Genomic DNA, 19190 nt, shown 5'->3' with positions numbered 1-19190 from the left:
ATGTTATAGCGAAGGCGCTTCCTAAGCAGGCATTCAAATCTGGATAAAACGAAGTTCTCTTTAAAAATTCTTTATCAGGTAAATTGATGATAAAAATGAAATTTGACGATCTACTAGTTGCTGTTGTCGTCTCGATTGTGATCTTCTTCAATACAATATCCACTACGATGTTAAATAAGGGCTTTTTGCATGTTGGTGCTAGCTCGCTCATAGTGGTTGTAGCTCTATTGTTGCTTCGTTTTTTTAACAAAATTACGATTCCCTATCATTATCTCATTTTATCTACTATGTTATTGTTGGTAGCGGTCATGGTTTATTTTAAGACAGATAAATTAAATTTTTTAGTTTATTCTCTCTTAATGGTTTTGCTGGTTAATGCAGATAGGAAAGTTATTTTAAAGAGTTACGTATTTGTTGCAGGTACGATTGTTCTTACGGTATTTCTATTGTCACTGTTAAAGGTTGTCCCCAATTTACAATATAGTCGCGGTGCCGTTATCCGTAATTCATTTGGTTTTATCTATCCAACAGATTTCGCTGCCCATTGTTTCTACCTCTATGTTGCGATCTCCTATTTGCTAAAAGATCGATATATTGGCTTACGATCTCTGAGTGGCGTGCTCTTAGCTTTATTTATTATGAAGTTCTGTGATGCTCGTATGAATGCGGTCTCGCTTTTGGTTTCGGTCTTAGTTTTTCTCTTTTTCTATTTAACAAAAGAGAAAAAACTGAAGTTGTATCATTTATTACCCTATTCGGTCATCCTTTTTTCAACCGGAATGATCTATTTAACCTATCATTTCTCTTGGTCATCTCCACTTTATGTCCAAATTAATCAATTCATCACTGGTCGGTTAGCCTTAGGTAAAAATGCTTTTAATTTATACCCTTTGAATTGGTTTGGAACAAGAGGGGTTCAGTTTATCGGATCCGGAGGAAGCACGGAGTCTGTCCTCAATTATAATTATGTCGATTCGTCTTATGTTCAGATGCTATTTACATATGGTATCGTACCGGTTGCTTTATTAGTCGGTATTTATGTCATTGTTTCAAAATATGAATTCAAGAAGGGACGTTATTTATTTGTTGCAATTTTGTCCCTCATTGCGATTAACTGTATGATTGAAGCATTTTGGTTTGTACCGACTTATAACATCTTTATGTTCACACTCTTTGCAACAGAAGTTGTCAAGAAAAAGCCGGTCAATTCTCTCTCTTATAGTGAGGAAATTGGGGGAATTTGAAGGTCTAATCTATAGCTACGAGTCTAACGAAACGGCTAAGAGTTTAGATATATTTTAAAATAGAAAAATAATGGAGTCTACTATGTACGATTATCTGATTGTTGGTGCTGGTTTGTCTGGAGCCATCTTCGCACATGAAGCTACAAAACGTGGTAAAAAAGTAAAAGTGATTGACAAGCGGGATCACATCGGTGGGAATATCTACTGTGAAGAGGTTGAAGGTATCAATGTTCACAAGTATGGTGCCCACATTTTCCATACGTCTAACAAAAAAGTGTGGGACTATGTCAACCAGTTCGCTGAATTCAACAACTATATCAACTCACCAGTAGCTAACTATAAGGGCAGTCTTTACAATCTTCCCTTTAACATGAATACCTTCTACGCTATGTGGGGAACCAAGACTCCTCAAGAAGTCAAGGACAAGATTGCTGATCAAACGGCTGATATGAAAGATGTTGAGCCAAAAAACCTGGAAGAACAAGCCATCAAGTTGATCGGTCCAGATATCTATGAAAAATTGATCAAGGGCTATACAGAAAAACAATGGGGACGTTCTGCAACAGACCTTCCACCATTTATCATCAAACGTCTCCCAGTTCGTTTGACCTTTGATAACAACTACTTTAATGACCGTTACCAAGGAATTCCAATCGGTGGTTACAACGTCATCATTGAAAACATGCTGGGTGATGTAGAAGTAGAACTTGGGGTTGATTTCTTTGCCAATCGTGAAGAGCTTGAAGCTTCAGCTGATAAAGTTGTCTTTACAGGAATGATTGACCAGTACTTTGACTACAAACACGGTGAGTTGGAGTACCGTAGCCTGCGTTTTGAACACGAAGTCTTGGATGAGGAAAACCATCAAGGGAATGCGGTGGTCAACTACACAGAGCGTGAGATTTCTTATACTCGGATCATTGAGCACAAGCACTTCGAGTATGGTACACAACCTAAGACAGTTATCACACGTGAATACCCAGCTGATTGGAAACGTGGGGATGAACCATACTACCCAATCAATGATGAAAAGAACAACGCCATGTTTGCTAAGTACCAAGAAGAAGCAGCCAAAAATGATAAGGTTATCTTCTGTGGACGTTTGGCGGACTACAAATACTACGACATGCACGTGGTTATTGAGCGAGCTTTGGAAGTCGTAGCAAATGAGTTTGATTGAAAGAAACCATAATCTATGAAATACTACTTAAAAGAAGAATTCCTGCATGATGTCAACGCAAAGAACGCGGGAAATAAAGCACGCAATGACGTAGAAAGTATTGTGAAAGAAGAAGGCTATCATCCCTTGGTCCTTTCCGTCGACAATTGGTATCAGATGAGTACCCTTGCGGCTCAACGCCATAAGGCAAAAGCTTTTGGACAAGCCTTGGATCAACTAAAGCAAGGAGATGAGTTGTTGATCCAGTTTCCAATGCTTCACCATAGCTTTTTCTCCACCCATTTGGTCAAAAAAGCGCAAATAAGAGGGATTAAAGTCTATCTTTTGATTCATGACCTAGAAGTGCTTCGCCATGCCAACATGACTTCACTGCCTTTAAAACACAGAATTCGGATGTACCTTCAAGAAGCAAGTTTTCTCAAAGCAGCTGATGGGATCATCGCTCACAATCCAGTTATGAAATCTATCTTGGTGGATAAAGGGATAGCGGAAGATAAGATTGTTAGCCTTGGCATTTTCGACTATTTGATTCCAAATTTCCAAGAGAAGACTGGTCTAACTAAGAATCAGCCAATTATTGTGGCTGGTAATTTGGCACAAGAAAAAGCTGGTTATCTCTATGCTCTTCCTGCAGAACCTGCCTATAATCTCTATGGTGTTGGTTTTGATGAGAGTAGAGCTTTAGAGAATGAAACTTACTTTGGTTCCTTTCTACCGGATAAGCTTCCTGCGGCCCTTGAGGGTGGTTTTGGACTTGTCTGGGATGGTGATAGTGCTGAAACCTGTAGTGGTGTCTTTGGCGAGTACCTTCGCTATAACAACTCTCATAAAGCATCACTGTACTTGGCCTCAGGATTCCCACTTGTGGTTTGGAAACAGTCAGCCTTGTCTCATTTTGTGCTTGAGAAGGGCTGTGGGATTGCAGTAGAGTCGCTCCATGATTTGAAGGAGACAATCGACAATCTTTCAGACGCTGATTACCAAACCTTGGTGGACAATGCCAAGCGTGTTGGTCAGGAAATCAGAGATGGTCACTACTTAAAGACAGCCTTAAAACATTTATCATAAGATCAAAAGAAGTCAGACGGACTTCTTTTTTAGTTTTTCAAAAAAATATCACTAATTTTAAAAAATTACCTTATGAAACTTTTCATCGCTGAAACCGTGTGGTAAAATGATTAACGTATAAAATTTGTATAAAGGGAAGTTTATATGAAAAAGAAAGATCTTATTTTTTATGCCGGAGCGGCAGTCTTGATGGCTGTATCTGCTCAGGGAGTCAGTGCAGATGAGCTGGTTTCAAATGAGGCCACTACTACTGAAGGCAACCAAGTCCAAGCTGAAAAAGCGCCAGAAGTAGCCGTTGCTGAAAAGTCAGTAGCACCTGTCGCAAGCAACTATGCAGCACCAGCAAATGTGACCGAACCAGCTGTGGCACCTGTGAGCAAGGCCGCAGCTTCAGAAAGTGGGACCCCATCTGTAGAAAAGGCTACAGATGCATCGACTACTGAGAAAGAAGAAACTCCTCTTCCGTCTGATTCAGGAAGCACGACCTTCTTTAACACAGGCGCTCACGCTCCAGCTGGTCGTTCAACAGATGTGGCGGTTCAGCCAAAATCATTCGTTGATGTGAGTAGCCATAACGGAGACATTAGTATTGGAGACTACCGTACCCTAGCTAATAAAGGCGTGGGCGGTGTCGTTGTCAAATTGACAGAAGACACTTGGTACAAGAACCCAAATGCGGAGAACCAAATTCGTAATGCACAAGCTGCGGGTCTACAAGTATCGACCTACCACTTCTCACGCTATACTTCTGAGGAAGCAGCGCGTGCAGAAGCGCGGTTCTATATTGCAGCTGCACAACGTTTGAGTTTGCCAAAGAATACCCTCATGGTCAATGACTTTGAGGATGCCAAGATGCAGCCAAACATTAACCGCAACACCCAAGCCTGGGCTGACGAAATGCGTAAAAATGGCTACACTAACTTGATGTTCTACACAAGTGCTAGCTGGTTGGATGAAAACAACCTTCGCAAGAAAGGTCCTGTCAACACCGCTCAATTTGGTCTTCAGAATTTCTGGGTTGCCCAATACCCTTCTCCAAAACTGTCTGTAAACGATGCGAAAAGCTTGCGTTACAATGGGAAAGCTGGCGCGTGGCAGTTCACTTCTCAAGCGGAATTGCTTCCAGGAAAACACCTATTTGACCACAGTGTGGACTATACAGGTCGCTTCACAGCGAACGCAAAACCTGCCGCAGACCCGACAGAAGGTAGCTTAAGTGGGAAAATTAACATTGTCAATAACGATACCATGGCGGGACGCTTTGACGTTGTCATCTCAAATGTTAAGGCGCCAAATGGAGTTCGAACAGTTTCTGTCCCAATCTGGTCAGAAACAGGTGGTCAAGATGACCTTGTTTGGTATACAGCCAACCGTCAAGCAAACGGGACCTATACCGTCAATGTAAAAGCAGCGGACCATAAAAACTCAACCGGTCTTTACAATGTCCACCTGTACTATGTTCAGAATAATGGACAATTGACGGGTGTGGGTGGAACAACGACGACAGTAGCCATTGGAAAGAAAAATCAGACTCCGGTTTCAGCGGATCTGACTATTGTAAAATCAGAAAAAAACGGTACCTTCACCATCACGGCTAAGAACCTTCAAGGTTTCGATGGCTACAAAGAAGTGAAGATTCCATTCTGGTCTCAAGCCAATGGGATGAAAGACATTATCTGGTACACTCCGACTCGTCAAGCAGATGGTTCTTATACCGTAACAGCCAAAGCCAGTGATCATGAAAATGCTGATGGCAAGTACGAAGCGCAAGTCTTCTATGTAGATGCCCAAGGTCAAAACAAATTTGTGAAAAAGGCTTTTACCGATTATACAGCGACAAAACTGGCCAACGCTGTTGCAGCGGATCTGACTATTGTAAAATCAGAAAAAGACGGTACCTTTACCATTACGGCTAAAAATCTTCAAGGTTTCGAAGGCTACAAAGAAGTGAAGATTCCATTCTGGTCTCATGCCAATGGGATGAAGGATATCATCTGGTACACTCCGATTCGTCAAGCAGACGGTTCATATACCGTAACAGCCAAAGCCAGTGACCACGAAAATACCGATGGCAAGTACGAAGCACAGGTCTTCTATGTAGATGCTCAAGGCAAAAACAAGTTTGTGAAAAAGGCCTTTATCGATTACACAGCTTCTAAACCATCTGCTGATCTGATCATTACAAAATCAGAAAAAGATGGTACCTTCACCATCACGGCTAAGAACCTTCAAGGTTTCGATGGCTACAAAGAAGTGAAGATTCCATTCTGGTCTCAAGCCAATGGGATGAAAGACATTATCTGGTACACTCCGACTCGTCAAGCAGATGGTTCTTATACCGTAACAGCCAAAGCCAGTGACCACGAAAATGCTGATGGTCAGTACGAAGCGCAGGTCTTCTATGTGGATGCTCAAGGCCAAAACAAGTTTGTCAAGAAAGCCTTTATTGATTACAAAAATCAATCTCGTCCAACCGGCACTCTCTTGATCCAAAACAACAATAAGGATACGGGTACTTTTGACGTCGTCATCAAGGATGTCTATAGTCCTAAAGGCGTACGGACTGTTCAAGTCCCTACTTGGTCGGATAAGGATGGACAGGATGATCTCCGCTGGTACGAAGCGACTCGTCAAGCGAACGGAGATTATAAGGTATCCATCAAAGCGAGCGATCACAAGAACTCTACTGGTAAGTACCATGTTCACCTTTACTACATTCAAAATGATGGTTCTCGGATTGGTATTGGTACCACGACTACAGACGTGGAGTTCCGAAATGCCATGACCAAGACGCAAGTTTCTATCAAGAATGTCAATGCAACGAACGGGACTTATACAGTAGCTGTAGATCAAGCCCCTCAGGGGCGTCAGATTAAGAACATTCGTGTCGCCGCTTGGTCTAAAGCTCATCAAGAAAATCTTTACTGGTATTCTGCAACGCCGACAGGTATGCACACAGAGATCACAGTCTCTGCTAATAATCACGGTAATGAAGCAGGCAACTTTACTACTCACGTCTATGTGGACTACAAAGATGGGGGAGTTGAAGGCTTTAACCTCGGTCAAACTGCCTTGTCTCCACGAAATCAAAAGGTGAATCCACGAACAACCTATTATTCTCAACGGGATCCTCGTTGGGCTGGGAAATATTACGGTGTGAGCAATGTCGATCAGTCAGGTTGTGTACCAACCTCTCTTGCTATGACTTTCACAGATATCCTTGGTAGAACTATTTTGCCAACAACAGTAGCTGATTATCTCTACAACAATACTGATTCATTCAACAAAGGTGAAGCAGGAACAGATTCTGATGGGATTGTAGCTGCCACTCGTGACTGGGGCTTGAAGAGCCAATTGGTTAATGGAGCTGGAGGTATTGCAGAAGCCCTCATGGCTGGCAAGCATGTACTTGCTGCGGTAGGCAATAGCCAATTCACCAGTGATCCTTATACCCATGAGTTGGTCTTGCATGGCTATGATAATGGTAGAACCTATGTCCGTGATCCATATAATAGTGGCAACAACGGCTGGTATTCGATCAATTATCTCCACTCTATTAAGAGTAAAGACCCAATGGATAACAAGCTCGGAGCACCTTTCTTCTCTATTTTTGCATAAGCTAATCAGAAGGCCAATCTGGCCTTCTGTTTTCTTTAAAAACAGGATAAAATCTTCTAATGAAGTTGTTTCGTGATCTGGCGATTTGTGCTATAATACTACTATGTGGGTAGAATCCGTATAAAAAAATGTAAGGGAAGTTAAATGAAAAAGAAAGATCTTATTGTTTATGCTGGGGCAGCGGTTTTATTAGCCTTTTCGACACAACAGGTCAAGGCAGATGAGCAAGTCGCAGCCGATCAAACCTCAGAAAATACTTCAGCTGTCGTTTTGAAAACAACAACGGTATCAGAAACTCAGAATATTGCAACCGATGGGGTGAAAACTGATCAAGCAGTTCAGACAGAAAAATCTGTTGTAACAGAGACAGCACCTGTCACACCGACTGTTGGCAATAACCCGTCTTTTGATAAGGGAACTAGCGACAAGGTTGTATCAGAGAATCCAGCACCTGCTGTGGGAGCTAGTCGCGCTCCCTATGGCGCACGGGCACGGGTGGTAGAAGCGAGAAATGAGAGTGTCCCTCAACAGGATTCTCCGGTTTCTGCAGATTTGAATATTAAAAAATCAGAGTCAGAAGAAGGTACTTTTACTATCACAGCTAAGAATCTCCAAGGATTCGATGGTTATAAAGAAGTGAAGATTCCATTCTGGTCTCATGCCAATGGCATGAAAGACATTGTCTGGTACACTCCGACTCGTCAAGCAGATGGTTCATATACCGTAACAGCTAAAGCGAGTGCTCACGAAAATGCTGATGGCAAGTACGAGGCGCAAGTTTTCTATGTAGATGCTCAAGGTCAAAACAAGTTTGTGAAAAAGGCCTTTATTGATTATACAGCTCCCAAACCATCTGCTGATCTGATCATTACGAAATCAGAAAAAGAGGGTACCTTCACAATCACCGCTAAGAATCTCCAAGGATTCGATGGTTATAAAGAAGTGAAGATTCCATTCTGGTCTCATGCCAATGGTATGAAAGACATTGTCTGGTACACTCCGACGCGTCAAGCAGATGGTTCATACACTGTAACTGCGAAAGCAAATGACCACGAAAACGCTGATGGCAAGTATGAGGCGCAAGTCTTCTATGTGGACGCCCAAGGTCGAAACAAGTTTGTGAAAAAGGCCTTTGTTGATTATACAGCTCCCAAACCATCTGCTGATTTGACCATAAAAAAATCAGAAAAAGAGGGCACCTTCACGATTACTGCCAAGAATCTTCAAGGTTTCGATGGCTATAAGGAAGTGAAGATTCCATTCTGGTCTCATGCGAATGGCATGAAAGACATTGTCTGGTACACTCCGACTCGCCAAGCAGATGGTTCCTACACAGTGACTGCGAAAGCTAGTGATCACGAAAATGCCGATGGCAAGTATGAAGCGCAAGTTTTCTATGTGGATGCCAAGGGTCAAAACAAGTTTGTCAAAAAAGCCTTTATTGATTTCAAAAATCAATCTCGTCCAACTGGCAATCTTATTATTCAAAACAACAACAAGGATACGGGGACTTTTGACGTCATCATTAAGGATGTCTACAGCCCTAAAGGTGTGCGAACAGTCCAAGTCCCAACTTGGTCTGATAAGGACGGTCAAGACGATATTCGCTGGTATGAAGCGACTCGCCAATCAAATGGAGACTACAAGGTATCCATCAAAGCGAGCGATCATAAGAACTCTACTGGTAAGTACCATATCCACCTCTACTACATCCAAAATGATGGCTCTCGTGTGGGTGTTGGAACAACGACTACAGAAGTCGAATTCCGAAATGCTAAGACAAAGACACAAACAGGGATCAAGAATGTTAATTCTGGTGCTGGAACCTATACGGTAACGGTGGATCAAGCGCCTCAGGGACGCCGGATTAAGAATATCCGTGTTGCTGTCTGGTCTAAAGCACATCAAGAAAATCTTTTCTGGTATGCAACAGCACCTTCTGGTATGCACACAGAAGTGCAAGTTTCTACAGCCAATCACCAGTATCAACAGGGAAACTACACCACTCACGTCTATGTAGATTATGTCGATGGTGGTGTTGAAGGATTTAACCTTGGTCAAACAGCCCTCCATCCTCGTGTAACAGCAGATCAAACTGCTTTTAGTCCTCGTGTGCCGAATGGGCAACGGGACCGTGTCTTACGGGCGTGACTAGTCTAGTTGGCGTTCGTGGCGGTACCGACTCACCATCAATTGGTTAATGATTATAACAGTGTCAAACCACTTCCAGTGGGGTATGCAGTGAAAACGACCGATGATTGGTGTGATATCTTTGTCACAACAGTCTTCCAGCGGGAAGGTTTGAGCGGTTTGATTGGTCGTGAATGTGGAGTTGAACGTCACATTCAGATCTTCAAACGCTTGGGCATTTGGAATGAAAATGGTGCCTCTACACCAAAAGCAGGGGATATCATCACCTTTAACTGGGATCAAAATAGCCAGCCAAATAACGGCTTTGCGGATCACATCGGAATTGTCGAAAGCGTCTCAAATGGGATCATTCATACCATTGAAGGAAACTCCAACAACCAAGTCCGTCGCAATACCTACCGGATCGGCCATGGCAATATTCGTGGATTTGCAACCCCTCGCTATCAATAATAAAAAAAGAAGCCTGTGGCTTCTTTTTTGAATGAAGACAAAGTCATTCTAAAAACTTTCCTTAGGTGAGTACGGACGTCAGCGAACTTCAAAGAAGTTCCATGACTAATTATTGAGCCTAAGGTCTCAATAATTCCGAGTGCTAGAAACACTATTGTTTCTAGCACTTTTCTCACGGCGGAAAGTTTCAGAAGATGATTGAATAACTCTAAGCAATAAAATTTTTTGTCTTAATGGAAGTTATTAGATTGTCTATAACAACGGTTTGTTTACATTCTCCAAAGAAGCCCTATGGCTTCTTTTTTTCAATCTTTCAACCCTTCTTCAAAACTCTTGGAAGGGGCTTCGACTTGGATGGTTTCAAGGGTTAATGGATTGGTAAAGGTCAAGCGGTGAGCATGGAGCATGAGTCGTTCTCCGCGTGCAGGGTTATAGAGAGGATCCCCGACAATCGGGTGCCCATGATGGGATAGATGAACCCGGATCTGATGGGTACGCCCCGTCTTGAGCTGGCATTTGACCAGGCTGTTTCGCCCGATTTTTTTCAGTTGCGTCACCTGGGTTTCTGCATACTGCCCCTTGCGTGGATCGACCAGGCGCTTGCGCCGATCGTGGCGATCGCGTCCGATTTTATCCTTGTAGACGATGGTTTTTTGTGCTAAGCTACCTTGGATCAAGGCCCAGTACTCGCGTTGGATGTTTTTATCTTCCAAAATGCGGTTGAGAATGGGCAGGATAAAAGGATTTTTGGCAAATAAAATCGCCCCGCTGGTTTCCTTGTCTAGGCGGTGCACGACGTAGCAGGTGGATCCAACATAGCTGGAAACATGGTTGAGAAGAGCAATTTCTGTCGGCTCATTGGCATGGGTTTTCATGCCTTCAGGCTTATTAACGATGATGACATGCTCATCCTGATAGAGTTCTTCAACCAGACTCGGATCTCCGGCTGGGAGCTCTTTTTCAGGGTAATCATCTGTGTCAAAGATCAGCTGGATCTGGTCTCCTTTTTGAACGGGGCTCTGCCAGTTGATGGTCTCGCCATTGACCAAGACGTGCTTCTTGGTTCGTAAAAAATGCCGGATCTTACGGGGAATGAGGAAGTAGTCCTCAAGCAGCTCTTTCACAGTCATCTGGGGAAAGGATTGTGGGATGGTAAATTGATAGTTCATGACCCTATTGTAGCAAAATCTAAGCTTAAAGAAAACTAAATGGGAGAAGGGAATGAGCGATCTTTTCTTGCTAGGACAAGGATAAGGTGTTAAAATAACAGATATGAATAGAATAAAAGAATTATTTGAAAACCTGATCACTTTTTTTAGAAAGGATCATCCCCCAAAAGCGGTGGCAGAAGAAGTGCCAGAAACAGAACTACAGGAAGAGACAGTAGAGCCAACCTATAGTCGCTCAGGCAAGCACAAAAGCAAGCCCCTCTCTCAGCACCCCTTCCGTCGTTTTTGGCGCCGCTTCCATTTGACCAAGATTCTCCTGATCATTGGGCTAGGCTTTAGCCTCTTGACAGGGGGCTATCTCTTCTACCTCGCTAAGACGACCAACGTCAAGGATTTGCAGAGTGCACTGAAGGCGACCACCATTATCTATGATAAGAATGGGGACCAGGCGGGAAGTTTGACCGGGCAAAAAGGAACCTATGTCGAACTCGATGCCATTAGTGAGAATCTGCAAAATGCCGTGGTCGCAACAGAGGACCGGAGCTTTTACAAGAATAACGGGATCAACTATGGTCGCTTCTTCTTAGCGATTTTGACCCTGGGTCGCTCAGGTGGTGGTTCGACTATCACCCAGCAGCTAGCCAAGAATGCTTATCTGTCTCAGGATCAGACGGTGGAACGCAAGGCCAAGGAATTCTTCCTAGCGCTTGAAATCAATAAGAAATACAGTAAAAAAGAGATCCTCACCATGTACCTCAACAATGCCTATTTTGGAAATGGGGTTTGGGGAATTGAGGATGCTTCCAAGAAGTATTTTGGGGTTTCAGCTAGTCAATTAAGCCTGGATCAGTCCGCGGTACTCGCCGGTATGCTCAAGGGGCCTGAAATCTATAATCCGCTCTATTCGGTAGAGAATGCGACCAATCGCCGCAATACTGTCCTCCAAAATATGGTGGCAGCTGGCTATATTGACCAGAAAACAGCTGATCAGTCTGCTGCTGTCGATATCCATGGCCAGCTGGTCGATGCCTATGAAGGCAAGTCGGAGGATTACCGCTACCCATCCTATTTTGATGCGGTTATCAATGAAGCGGTCAATAAATACGGCTTGACCGAAGAAGACATTGTCAAAAATGGCTACCGGATCTACACCGAGCTGGATCAGAATTACCAAGCAAGCATGCAGGTGATCTATGACAATACGGCCCTCTTCCCAGTAGCGGAAGACGGCACGCGCGCAGAATCTGGTAGTGTCGCCCTCGATCCTAAAACCGGAGGGGTTCGGGCTCTCGTAGGGCGTGTCGGAAGCGATCAAAATCCAGGTTTCCGTACCTACAACTACGCTACCCAGGCTGCCCGTAGTCCGGGATCAACCATCAAACCTTTAGTCGTCTATAGCCCAGCTGTTGCTGAAGGTTGGTCGACCAATAAGGAATTGGACAATAGTACCACCCAATATGGAAGCTATGAGGTTAATAACTATGCGGGGATCCAGTCGAGCCCAACGGTACCGATGTACCAGGCTTTGGCAGAATCCCTTAACCTTCCAGCCGTAGCAACGGCGAATGAATTGGGTCTCGATACGGTCTTTGAATACGGGAAAAAATTCGGGCTCAACATGGACAAGGTGGACAAGTCGCTTGCCGTTGCCTTGGGAGCCGGTGTGACAACCAATCCAATGCAGATGGCACAAGCTTATGGGACCTTCGCCAATGGTGGGGTCATGAATGATGCCCATCTCATTACCAAGATTGAAAATGCAAGTGGACAAGTGGTCAAGAGTCACAGTCAGAAATCAACACGGGTGCTTAGTGGATCCACAACGGATAAGATGACCAATATGATGCTGGGGACCTTCAGTAATGGTACAGGGGTCAACGCTGCACCATATGGTTATACTATGGCAGGGAAAACTGGTACGACAGAGACCAGCTTTAACAAGGATCTCTCTGGAGACCAATGGGTAATCGGCTACACGCCAGATGTTGTCATCAGTCAATGGCTTGGTTTCCCAACGACCGATGAAGGTCATTACCTAACCGATAGTAGTGCTGGGACGGCGTCGGAGATCTTTCGTAATGTCGCAAGCAGTGTCCTGCCTTATACAGACGGTACTCAGTTTGACTCGGTGAAGAACTCCTATGCTGAAAATGGTATTGCGCCAGTCGGAGAAGAAACGACAGAAACAGATAGCAAAGAAGACAAAGGTTTCTTTGAGGATGTCAAAGAGAAGGCATCGAATATGGTCGATGATGCGAAAAAAGCAATCGACGAAGCCGATATCCCAGGAAAAGCGAAAAACGCTTGGGATACCTTCAAAGGCTGGCTTGGTTTCTAATCAAAAAAACGATTCAGAACTTCTTCTGAATCGTTTTGTATTTAAAGTTCACTATCTGACAAGCTAAAGGTATCGCCGTGTTGCAAATCTCCGTACTGGTAGCCCCGTTTGAACCAGCGCATGCGTTGCTCTGAGGTCCCGTGGGTAAAGCTATCTGGCACCGAGTAGCCGTAAGCTTGCTCCTGGAGAGTGTCGTCACCGACCGCATGGGCCGCATTCATGGCTTCTTCGATATCACCGATATCTAGAAGGTTTCGGTCTTGAATGGAACGGGCCCAGACACCTGCTAGATAGTCGGCTTGCAGCTCGATGCGAACGCTGATGGCATTTCGTTCCTTTTCAGAAAGTCCTTGCTGCATACGATGGTATTTGCCAAGGATTCCCAGCTCATTTTGTACGTGGTGGCCGACTTCGTGGGCGATGACGTAGGCCATGGCAAAGTCCCCGCTGGCCTTGTATTTAGTTGTCAATTCCTTATAGAAGCTCATGTCCAAATAAATTTTCTTGTCGGTTGGACAGTAGAAGGGACCAGCCGATGCTTGCCCAACCCCACAGCCTGTCTTTGTCCGTCCGGTATAGAAGACTAGCTTAGGCTCTTGGTAGGTCCGTCCTTCGGCTTGAAAGACCTTGTGCCAATGATCTTCTGTTGTCCCAAGGACTTTGCTGACGAACTGGGCATCTGCATCGTCTACATGGGTCTTGTTGGTGCGCGTGACTTGGGTGGACTGGTAAGGCTGAGAAGAAGTCCCATTTCCAAAGAGACCCCCAAGGCTAGCTCCCCCTCCTAGAAGAACCATGAGAAGGATGATGATGATTTTACTCTTGAAGCTTCCGGGCGATAGCAAAATTTGTAAAATGCCCCCGCCAAGGTTACTGTTACCGGAAGACTGGGAGTAGCTTTGCCCTCGACGGTCTTCGATATTTCTACTTTCTTTTAGGTTATCACTTTTCATATTCGTCTCCTTTTATTTTATTTTACCAAAAATGAAGTGAAAACCTGAGTGATAACGCTTTAGATTTACTTTTTTCTTGACAGAAGGTTTTCTGTCCTTGTCAAAACGTGGAAAACTTGCTATAATGAGGTGAACGGAGGCGTTATGGCATTAAAAAAAGCAAGTCTAGCGTGTACGGTTTGTGGGTCACGCAATTACTCCATTAAGTTGAGTGGGACGCCAAAACCAACACGTTTAGAAGTTAATAAATTCTGCAAACATTGCAGCAAATATACCATCCATAAAGAAACACGATAGGAGAGAGTTGTGAAATTCATTAAAGATATTTTCGTCTTACTAAAAAATACAACTTGGCCAAATCGCAAGGAAAGATGGAAAAACTTTATCTCAGTGATTGAGTACACCGCTTTCTTTGTTGCATTGATTTATTTATTCGACAAAGTCATTGCACGTGGCCTATTGCACATGATCAATTTCTTTTAAGAAAAGAAGCCATGAGGCTGGGCAAAAACTGTCCAGCCTTTGATGTTTGATAGGAATAACTACAAGACGCAGTGGCTGATTGCTCAAAGCACTGCTTTGAGGTGGCGGATAAAACTTGCGAAGCAAGTATCCTAAGTCTTTGTTCGCTTTTCAACCTCTTCAACCTCTTTAAATTTCTTGGAATTCTTTCGCACTCCCACTTTTGTGCTCTTTTCTAAAAAATAAATCAGCAAACCTCTTTGCATTCCTGCAAAATGTGGTATAATGAAGCTAGGAAAAGGAAAGCCAAGAGGCTTTTTTTAGTGTGTTCACAAAAGCTCGAGCAGGCTAAACAGAAAGAAAGGATGCCCAAATGGACAGTTTTGATAAAGGCTGGTTTGTATTACAAACCTACTCAGGATATGAAAACAAGGTAAAAGAGAATCTTTTGCAACGTGCGCAAACTTACAATATGTTAGAAAACATCTTGCGCGTAGAGATTCCGACTCAAACCGTACAAGTTGAGAAAAACGGTAAAACAAAAGAAATCGAAGAAAACCGCTTCCCAGGTTATGTCTTGGTAGAAATGGTCATGACAGATGAAGCTTGGTTTGTTGTTCGGAATACACCGAACGTTACTGGTTTCGTTGGATCCCACGGGAACCGTTCAAAACCAACTCCATTGTTGGAAGAAGAAATCATGACATCTTGCTCTCTATGGGTCAAACCGTTCAAGAGTTTGATTTGGATGTCAAGGTGGGCGATACAGTTCGCATCATCGACGGTGCTTTCACAGACTATACTGGTAAGATCACTGAAATTGATAACAACAAGGTGAAAATGGTCATTTCTATGTTCGGTAACGATACGGTTGCAGAAGTAAACTTGAACCAAATTGCTGAATTGTAAGAAAGCGAGAACCCTCCAAGAAAAACTTGGAGGGTTCATTTCTTCGATGTTATTTCAGATCGGAAATAACTTTTAAGTACTTGATAGTTGCAGCAGATAGGACAATTACGATTTTATCATTTTGAGGGGAACCTTGGTTTATTAGAGTATTTGTTAGGATTTTTTAAGGTGTGCTTGGCATAGAAAAGGAGAGTTTTAGAAAATCCATCATTAGGAAAGAACCCGAAGTGCAACAAAAAACCCCTATTGCTAGGGGAATTTTTAAAAGATAAAAGATGATAAAAAATTTTATTATCAAGGCGGTAGACGGATTTGAACCGACGATCAAGCTTTTGCAGAGCCGTGCCTTACCACTTGGCTATACCGCCATAACATATAATATTGTAACCTAAAAACCAAGATAGGTCAAGAAAAACTTTTTGCTTCAAATTATTGTAGATCGAGAATAGTGAAAAAATCTCTCAAATAACTTGCGAATTCTAGTGATTTCTGCTATACTTATAGAGTTGTCTAAGACAGCAAATACTCATCTCGGATCCATTGTGGCACCGTTGCCCTTGTGGTTGTGTTGCAAGTTGACGTCTGAGAGAGGAGAAAAAAACAAAAAAGGAGAAATACTCATGGCAGTAATTTCAATGAAACAACTTCTTGAGGCTGGTGTACACTTTGGTCACCAAACTCGTCGCTGGAACCCTAAGATGGCTAAATACATCTTCACAGAACGTAACGGAATCCACGTTATCGACTTGCAACAAACTGTAAAATATGCAGACCAAGCATACGACTTCATGCGTGATGCTGCTGCAAATGATGCAGTGATCTTGTTCGTAGGTACTAAGAAACAAGCTGCTGATGCTGTTGCAGAAGAAGCTGTTCGTGCAGGTCAATACTTCATCAACCACCGTTGGTTGGGTGGTACCCTTACTAACTGGGGAACAATCCAAAAACGTATCGCTCGTTTGAAAGAAATCAAACGCATGGAAGAAGATGGGACTTTCGAAGTTCTTCCTAAGAAAGAAGTTGCATTGTTGAACAAACAACGCGCTCGTCTTGAAAAATTCTTGGGCGGTATCGAAGATATGCCCCGTATCCCAGACGTAATGTACGTTGTGGATCCACATAAAGAACAAATCGCTGTTAAAGAAGCTAAAAAATTGGGTATCCCAGTTGTTGCGATGGTCGACACAAACACTGACCCAGATGATATCGATGTTATCATCCCAGCGAACGATGACGCTATCCGCGCTGTTAAATTGATCACTGCGAAAATGGCTGATGCTGTTATCGAAGGTCGTCAAGGTGAAGACAGTGTTGCAACAGTAGAAGCTGAATTGGTAGCTACTGAAGGTCAAGCTGATTCAATCGAAGAAATCGTTGAAGTTGTAGAAGGCGACAACGCTTAATTCTATTCAATACGTAACGAAACCTAAGAGGGCAGGGCTCAGCCCTACCCTCTTATTTTATTAAAAAAATATAGGAGAACAAAAATGGCAGAAATTACAGCTAAGCTTGTAAAAGAATTGCGTGAAAAATCTGGTGCTGGTGTCATGGACGCTAAAAAAGCATTGGTTGAAGTTGAAGGTGATATCGAAAAAGCGATCGAATTGCTTCGCGAAAAAGGTATGGCTAAAGCAGCTAAAAAAGCTGACCGTGTTGCCGCTGAAGGTTTGACTGGTGTTTATGTCAATGGTAACGTTGCAGCAGTTGTTGAAGTGAATGCTGAAACTGACTTCGTTGCGAAAAACGCTCAATTCGTTGAATTGGTAAATGCAACAGCGAAAGTGATCGCTGAAGGTAAACCAGCTAACAACGAAGAAGCTCTTGCTTTGACAATGCCTTCAGGTGAAACTCTTGAAGCTGCATACGTATCTGCAACAGCTACAATCGGTGAAAAGATTTCATTCCGTCGTTTTGCTTTGCTTGAAAAAACAGATGCACAACACTTCGGTGCATACCAACACAACGGTGGACGTATCGGTGTTATCTCTGTGATCGAAGGTGGAGACGAGGCACTTGCTAAACAAATTTCAATGCACATCGCTGCAATGAAACCAACTGTTCTTTCATATAAAGAATTGGATGAGCAATTCGTGAAAGATGAATTGGCACAATTGAACCACGTCATCGACCAAGACAACGAAAGCCGTGCAATGGTTGGTAAACCAGCTCTTCCACACTTGAAATTCGGTTCAAAAGCACAATTGACTGATGAAGTAGTTGCTCAAGCTGAAGAAGATATCAAAGCGGAATTGGCAGCTGAAGGTAAACCAGAAAAAATCTGGGATAAAATCATCCCAGGTAAAATGGATCGCTTCTTCTTGGACAACACGAAGGTTGACCAAGCCTACACTCTTCTTGCACAAGTGTACATCATGGATGACAGCAAGACAGTGGAAGCTTACCTTGAATCAGTAAATGCTTCAGTTATCGAATTCGTTCGTTTTGAAGTTGGTGAAGGTATTGAAAAAGCTTCAAATGACTTTGAAGCAGAAGTTGCAGCTACAATGGCAGCAGCTCTTAACAACTAAGAATAAAAAAAGAGGTTTCGAAGGAAACCTCTTTTTTGTAAGATAAATTCATCTAAATAACTTTCCTTAGGTGAGTACGGACGTAAGCGAACTTCAAAGAAGTTCCATGACTAAATTAAGATACAAAGGGCGTTCGCGGATAAAGTCAAAATAGGAAGTTTGATGCAGAATCTTTAGATTCTAGGAAGACTTATCTTTTTGACACGATCCGCAGCCCGTGTTCAATTCGTTTTGAATCCATTCGCTTTTCAAATTTTAGGCTCATGCTAAAACAGTTCCCCGAACTGTTTTACTTCCAAAACTCCCGAGTGCTAGAAACATGATAGTTTCTAGCACTTTTCTCACAGCGGAAAGTTTTAGTAGATGACTGAGTAATTCTAATAAATAAATTTTTTTGTTTTATAGAATTTATTAGATTTGAAAAAAACAGTTTGTCTATACTCTTAGAGGAACGGAAACTTCTTTTTTGTAAGTAAAAACTGAAGCCGTTGCTTCAGTCTTTTGGTTAATGTGCGAAGGTATCGATTCCTAAAAGTAGGGAAAGGGTTCCCATGATGAGGCCGGCTAGGATTACCCCTAGCATGACAGCAAGACTACTGCGTTTGAAGTCCCAGTCAAGGATGGAAGCAGCAAGGGCACCAGTCCAGGCTCCAGTTCCGGGAAGAGGAATTCCAACGAAAAGCAACAAGGCCCAGAAAATACCTTTATCTCCCGCAGCTTTCTCTAATTTTTGTCCGCCTCTATGCCCCTTATTTAGACACCAGCTAAAAAAACCTCCGAAGACTGGTTTTTTTGCGCCCCAGGTGAGAATATGGCGGGCGAAAAAGAAGATCAGAGGGACGGGGAGAAGATTTCCGATCACTCCGATCAGGAGTGCTGTCCATAAGGGAATGCCATTTGCAATGGCAAAAGGGATGGCTCCACGCAACTCAACGAGGGGAACCATAGAGATCAGGAAGGTAAATATATATTTCATTGGTAATGCCTTTCGATTAGTCTTCTTTATTCTATCGTATCTTCTTTCAATTGGCAACAATTCCAGCTTTGGAATGATCTTTTTAAATCTTTTATCTTGACTTTCTGATGGAGGAAGCATATAATAAAGACATAGTTAATTAGA

Annotated in this window: 12 protein-coding genes, 1 tRNA gene and 2 pseudogenes; 11 read left to right on the top strand and 4 right to left on the bottom strand. The window is 43.1% G+C overall.

From position 1 onward, the window contains the following. Window positions 1–86: 86 nt before the first annotated feature. From AB4X21_RS09570 to AB4X21_RS09550, 5 genes and pseudogenes are all read left to right on the top strand, one after another. Entirely contained in the window at window positions 87–1244 is a 1158-nt protein-coding gene (locus tag AB4X21_RS09570; RefSeq protein WP_369087918.1) for a polysaccharide polymerase, read from the top strand. Window positions 1245–1326: 82 nt separating this feature from the next. Beyond that, window positions 1327–2424 (top strand): UDP-galactopyranose mutase, encoded by a 1098-nt coding sequence (glf, locus tag AB4X21_RS09565; protein ID WP_320911099.1) that lies wholly within the window; start codon window positions 1327–1329, stop codon window positions 2422–2424. A 15-nt stretch (window positions 2425–2439) separates the two neighbouring features. Beyond that, window positions 2440–3492 carry a sugar transferase gene (locus AB4X21_RS09560; protein ID WP_151379256.1) on the top strand — a complete coding sequence of 351 codons (1053 nt, stop codon included), beginning with the start codon at window positions 2440–2442 and terminating at the stop codon, window positions 3490–3492. A gap of 144 nt (window positions 3493–3636) precedes the next feature. After that, window positions 3637–7110, top strand: coding sequence for a GBS Bsp-like repeat-containing protein (locus AB4X21_RS09555; protein ID WP_369087917.1), 3474 nt, complete (start codon window positions 3637–3639; stop codon window positions 7108–7110). A gap of 144 nt (window positions 7111–7254) precedes the next feature. Continuing rightward, window positions 7255–9711, top strand: a pseudogene (locus AB4X21_RS09550) (GBS Bsp-like repeat-containing protein). Window positions 9712–10016: 305 nt separating this feature from the next. Here AB4X21_RS09550 and AB4X21_RS09545 read toward each other — a convergent pair. Continuing rightward, a complete protein-coding gene (locus AB4X21_RS09545; RefSeq protein ID WP_320911101.1) occupies window positions 10017–10880 on the bottom strand; it encodes an RluA family pseudouridine synthase in 864 nt (287 codons plus the stop codon). 103 nt (window positions 10881–10983) lie between these two features. On the opposite strand from AB4X21_RS09545, the gene pbp2a reads away from it, so the two are divergent. Then, complete coding sequence (pbp2a, locus tag AB4X21_RS09540; protein ID WP_151379257.1) at window positions 10984–13218, top strand: penicillin-binding protein PBP2A; 2235 nt, start codon at window positions 10984–10986, stop codon at window positions 13216–13218. 41 nt (window positions 13219–13259) lie between these two features. Here pbp2a and AB4X21_RS09535 read toward each other — a convergent pair whose 3' ends face one another. Further along, on the bottom strand, window positions 13260–14171 hold the full coding sequence (locus tag AB4X21_RS09535; protein WP_151379258.1) for a neutral zinc metallopeptidase: 912 nt from the start codon (window positions 14169–14171) through the stop codon (window positions 13260–13262). A gap of 144 nt (window positions 14172–14315) precedes the next feature. Between AB4X21_RS09535 and rpmG the strand changes: the two genes are divergently transcribed. The 3 genes and pseudogenes from rpmG (at window position 14316) to nusG (ending at window position 15542) form a co-directional block, all read left to right on the top strand. Further along, entirely contained in the window at window positions 14316–14468 is a 153-nt protein-coding gene (gene rpmG, locus AB4X21_RS09530) for a 50S ribosomal protein L33 (RefSeq protein ID WP_003009043.1), read from the top strand. Between the two features lie 9 nt (window positions 14469–14477). Continuing rightward, window positions 14478–14654 (top strand): preprotein translocase subunit SecE, encoded by a 177-nt coding sequence (gene secE / locus AB4X21_RS09525; RefSeq protein WP_369087916.1) that lies wholly within the window; start codon window positions 14478–14480, stop codon window positions 14652–14654. Window positions 14655–15006: 352 nt separating this feature from the next. Further along, window positions 15007–15542 (top strand): annotated as a pseudogene (gene nusG / locus AB4X21_RS09520) (transcription termination/antitermination protein NusG). 297 nt (window positions 15543–15839) lie between these two features. Here nusG and AB4X21_RS09515 read toward each other — a convergent pair. Continuing rightward, window positions 15840–15910 (bottom strand) — tRNA-Cys (locus AB4X21_RS09515). A gap of 252 nt (window positions 15911–16162) precedes the next feature. On the opposite strand from AB4X21_RS09515, the gene rpsB reads away from it, so the two are divergent. Continuing rightward, complete coding sequence (gene rpsB / locus AB4X21_RS09510; protein WP_340281207.1) at window positions 16163–16945, top strand: 30S ribosomal protein S2; 783 nt, start codon at window positions 16163–16165, stop codon at window positions 16943–16945. 84 nt (window positions 16946–17029) lie between these two features. Next, the gene (gene tsf / locus AB4X21_RS09505) at window positions 17030–18070 is read left to right on the top strand and encodes a translation elongation factor Ts (RefSeq protein ID WP_003001949.1); all 1041 of its coding nucleotides are present in this window, start codon (window positions 17030–17032) and stop codon (window positions 18068–18070) included. 505 nt (window positions 18071–18575) lie between these two features. On the opposite strand, the gene AB4X21_RS09500 is transcribed toward tsf, so the two are convergent. Further along, entirely contained in the window at window positions 18576–19046 is a 471-nt protein-coding gene (locus tag AB4X21_RS09500) for a COG2426 family protein (RefSeq protein ID WP_369087915.1), read from the bottom strand. Window positions 19047–19190: the final 144 nt, after the last annotated feature.

The sequence above is a fragment of the Streptococcus sp. CP1998 genome, assembly GCF_041026655.1.
Lineage (GTDB): Bacteria > Bacillota > Bacilli > Lactobacillales > Streptococcaceae > Streptococcus > Streptococcus dentalis.
The sequence above is the reverse complement of the archived record's forward strand: the minus strand, read 5'-3'. Positions and strand labels throughout refer to the sequence as shown.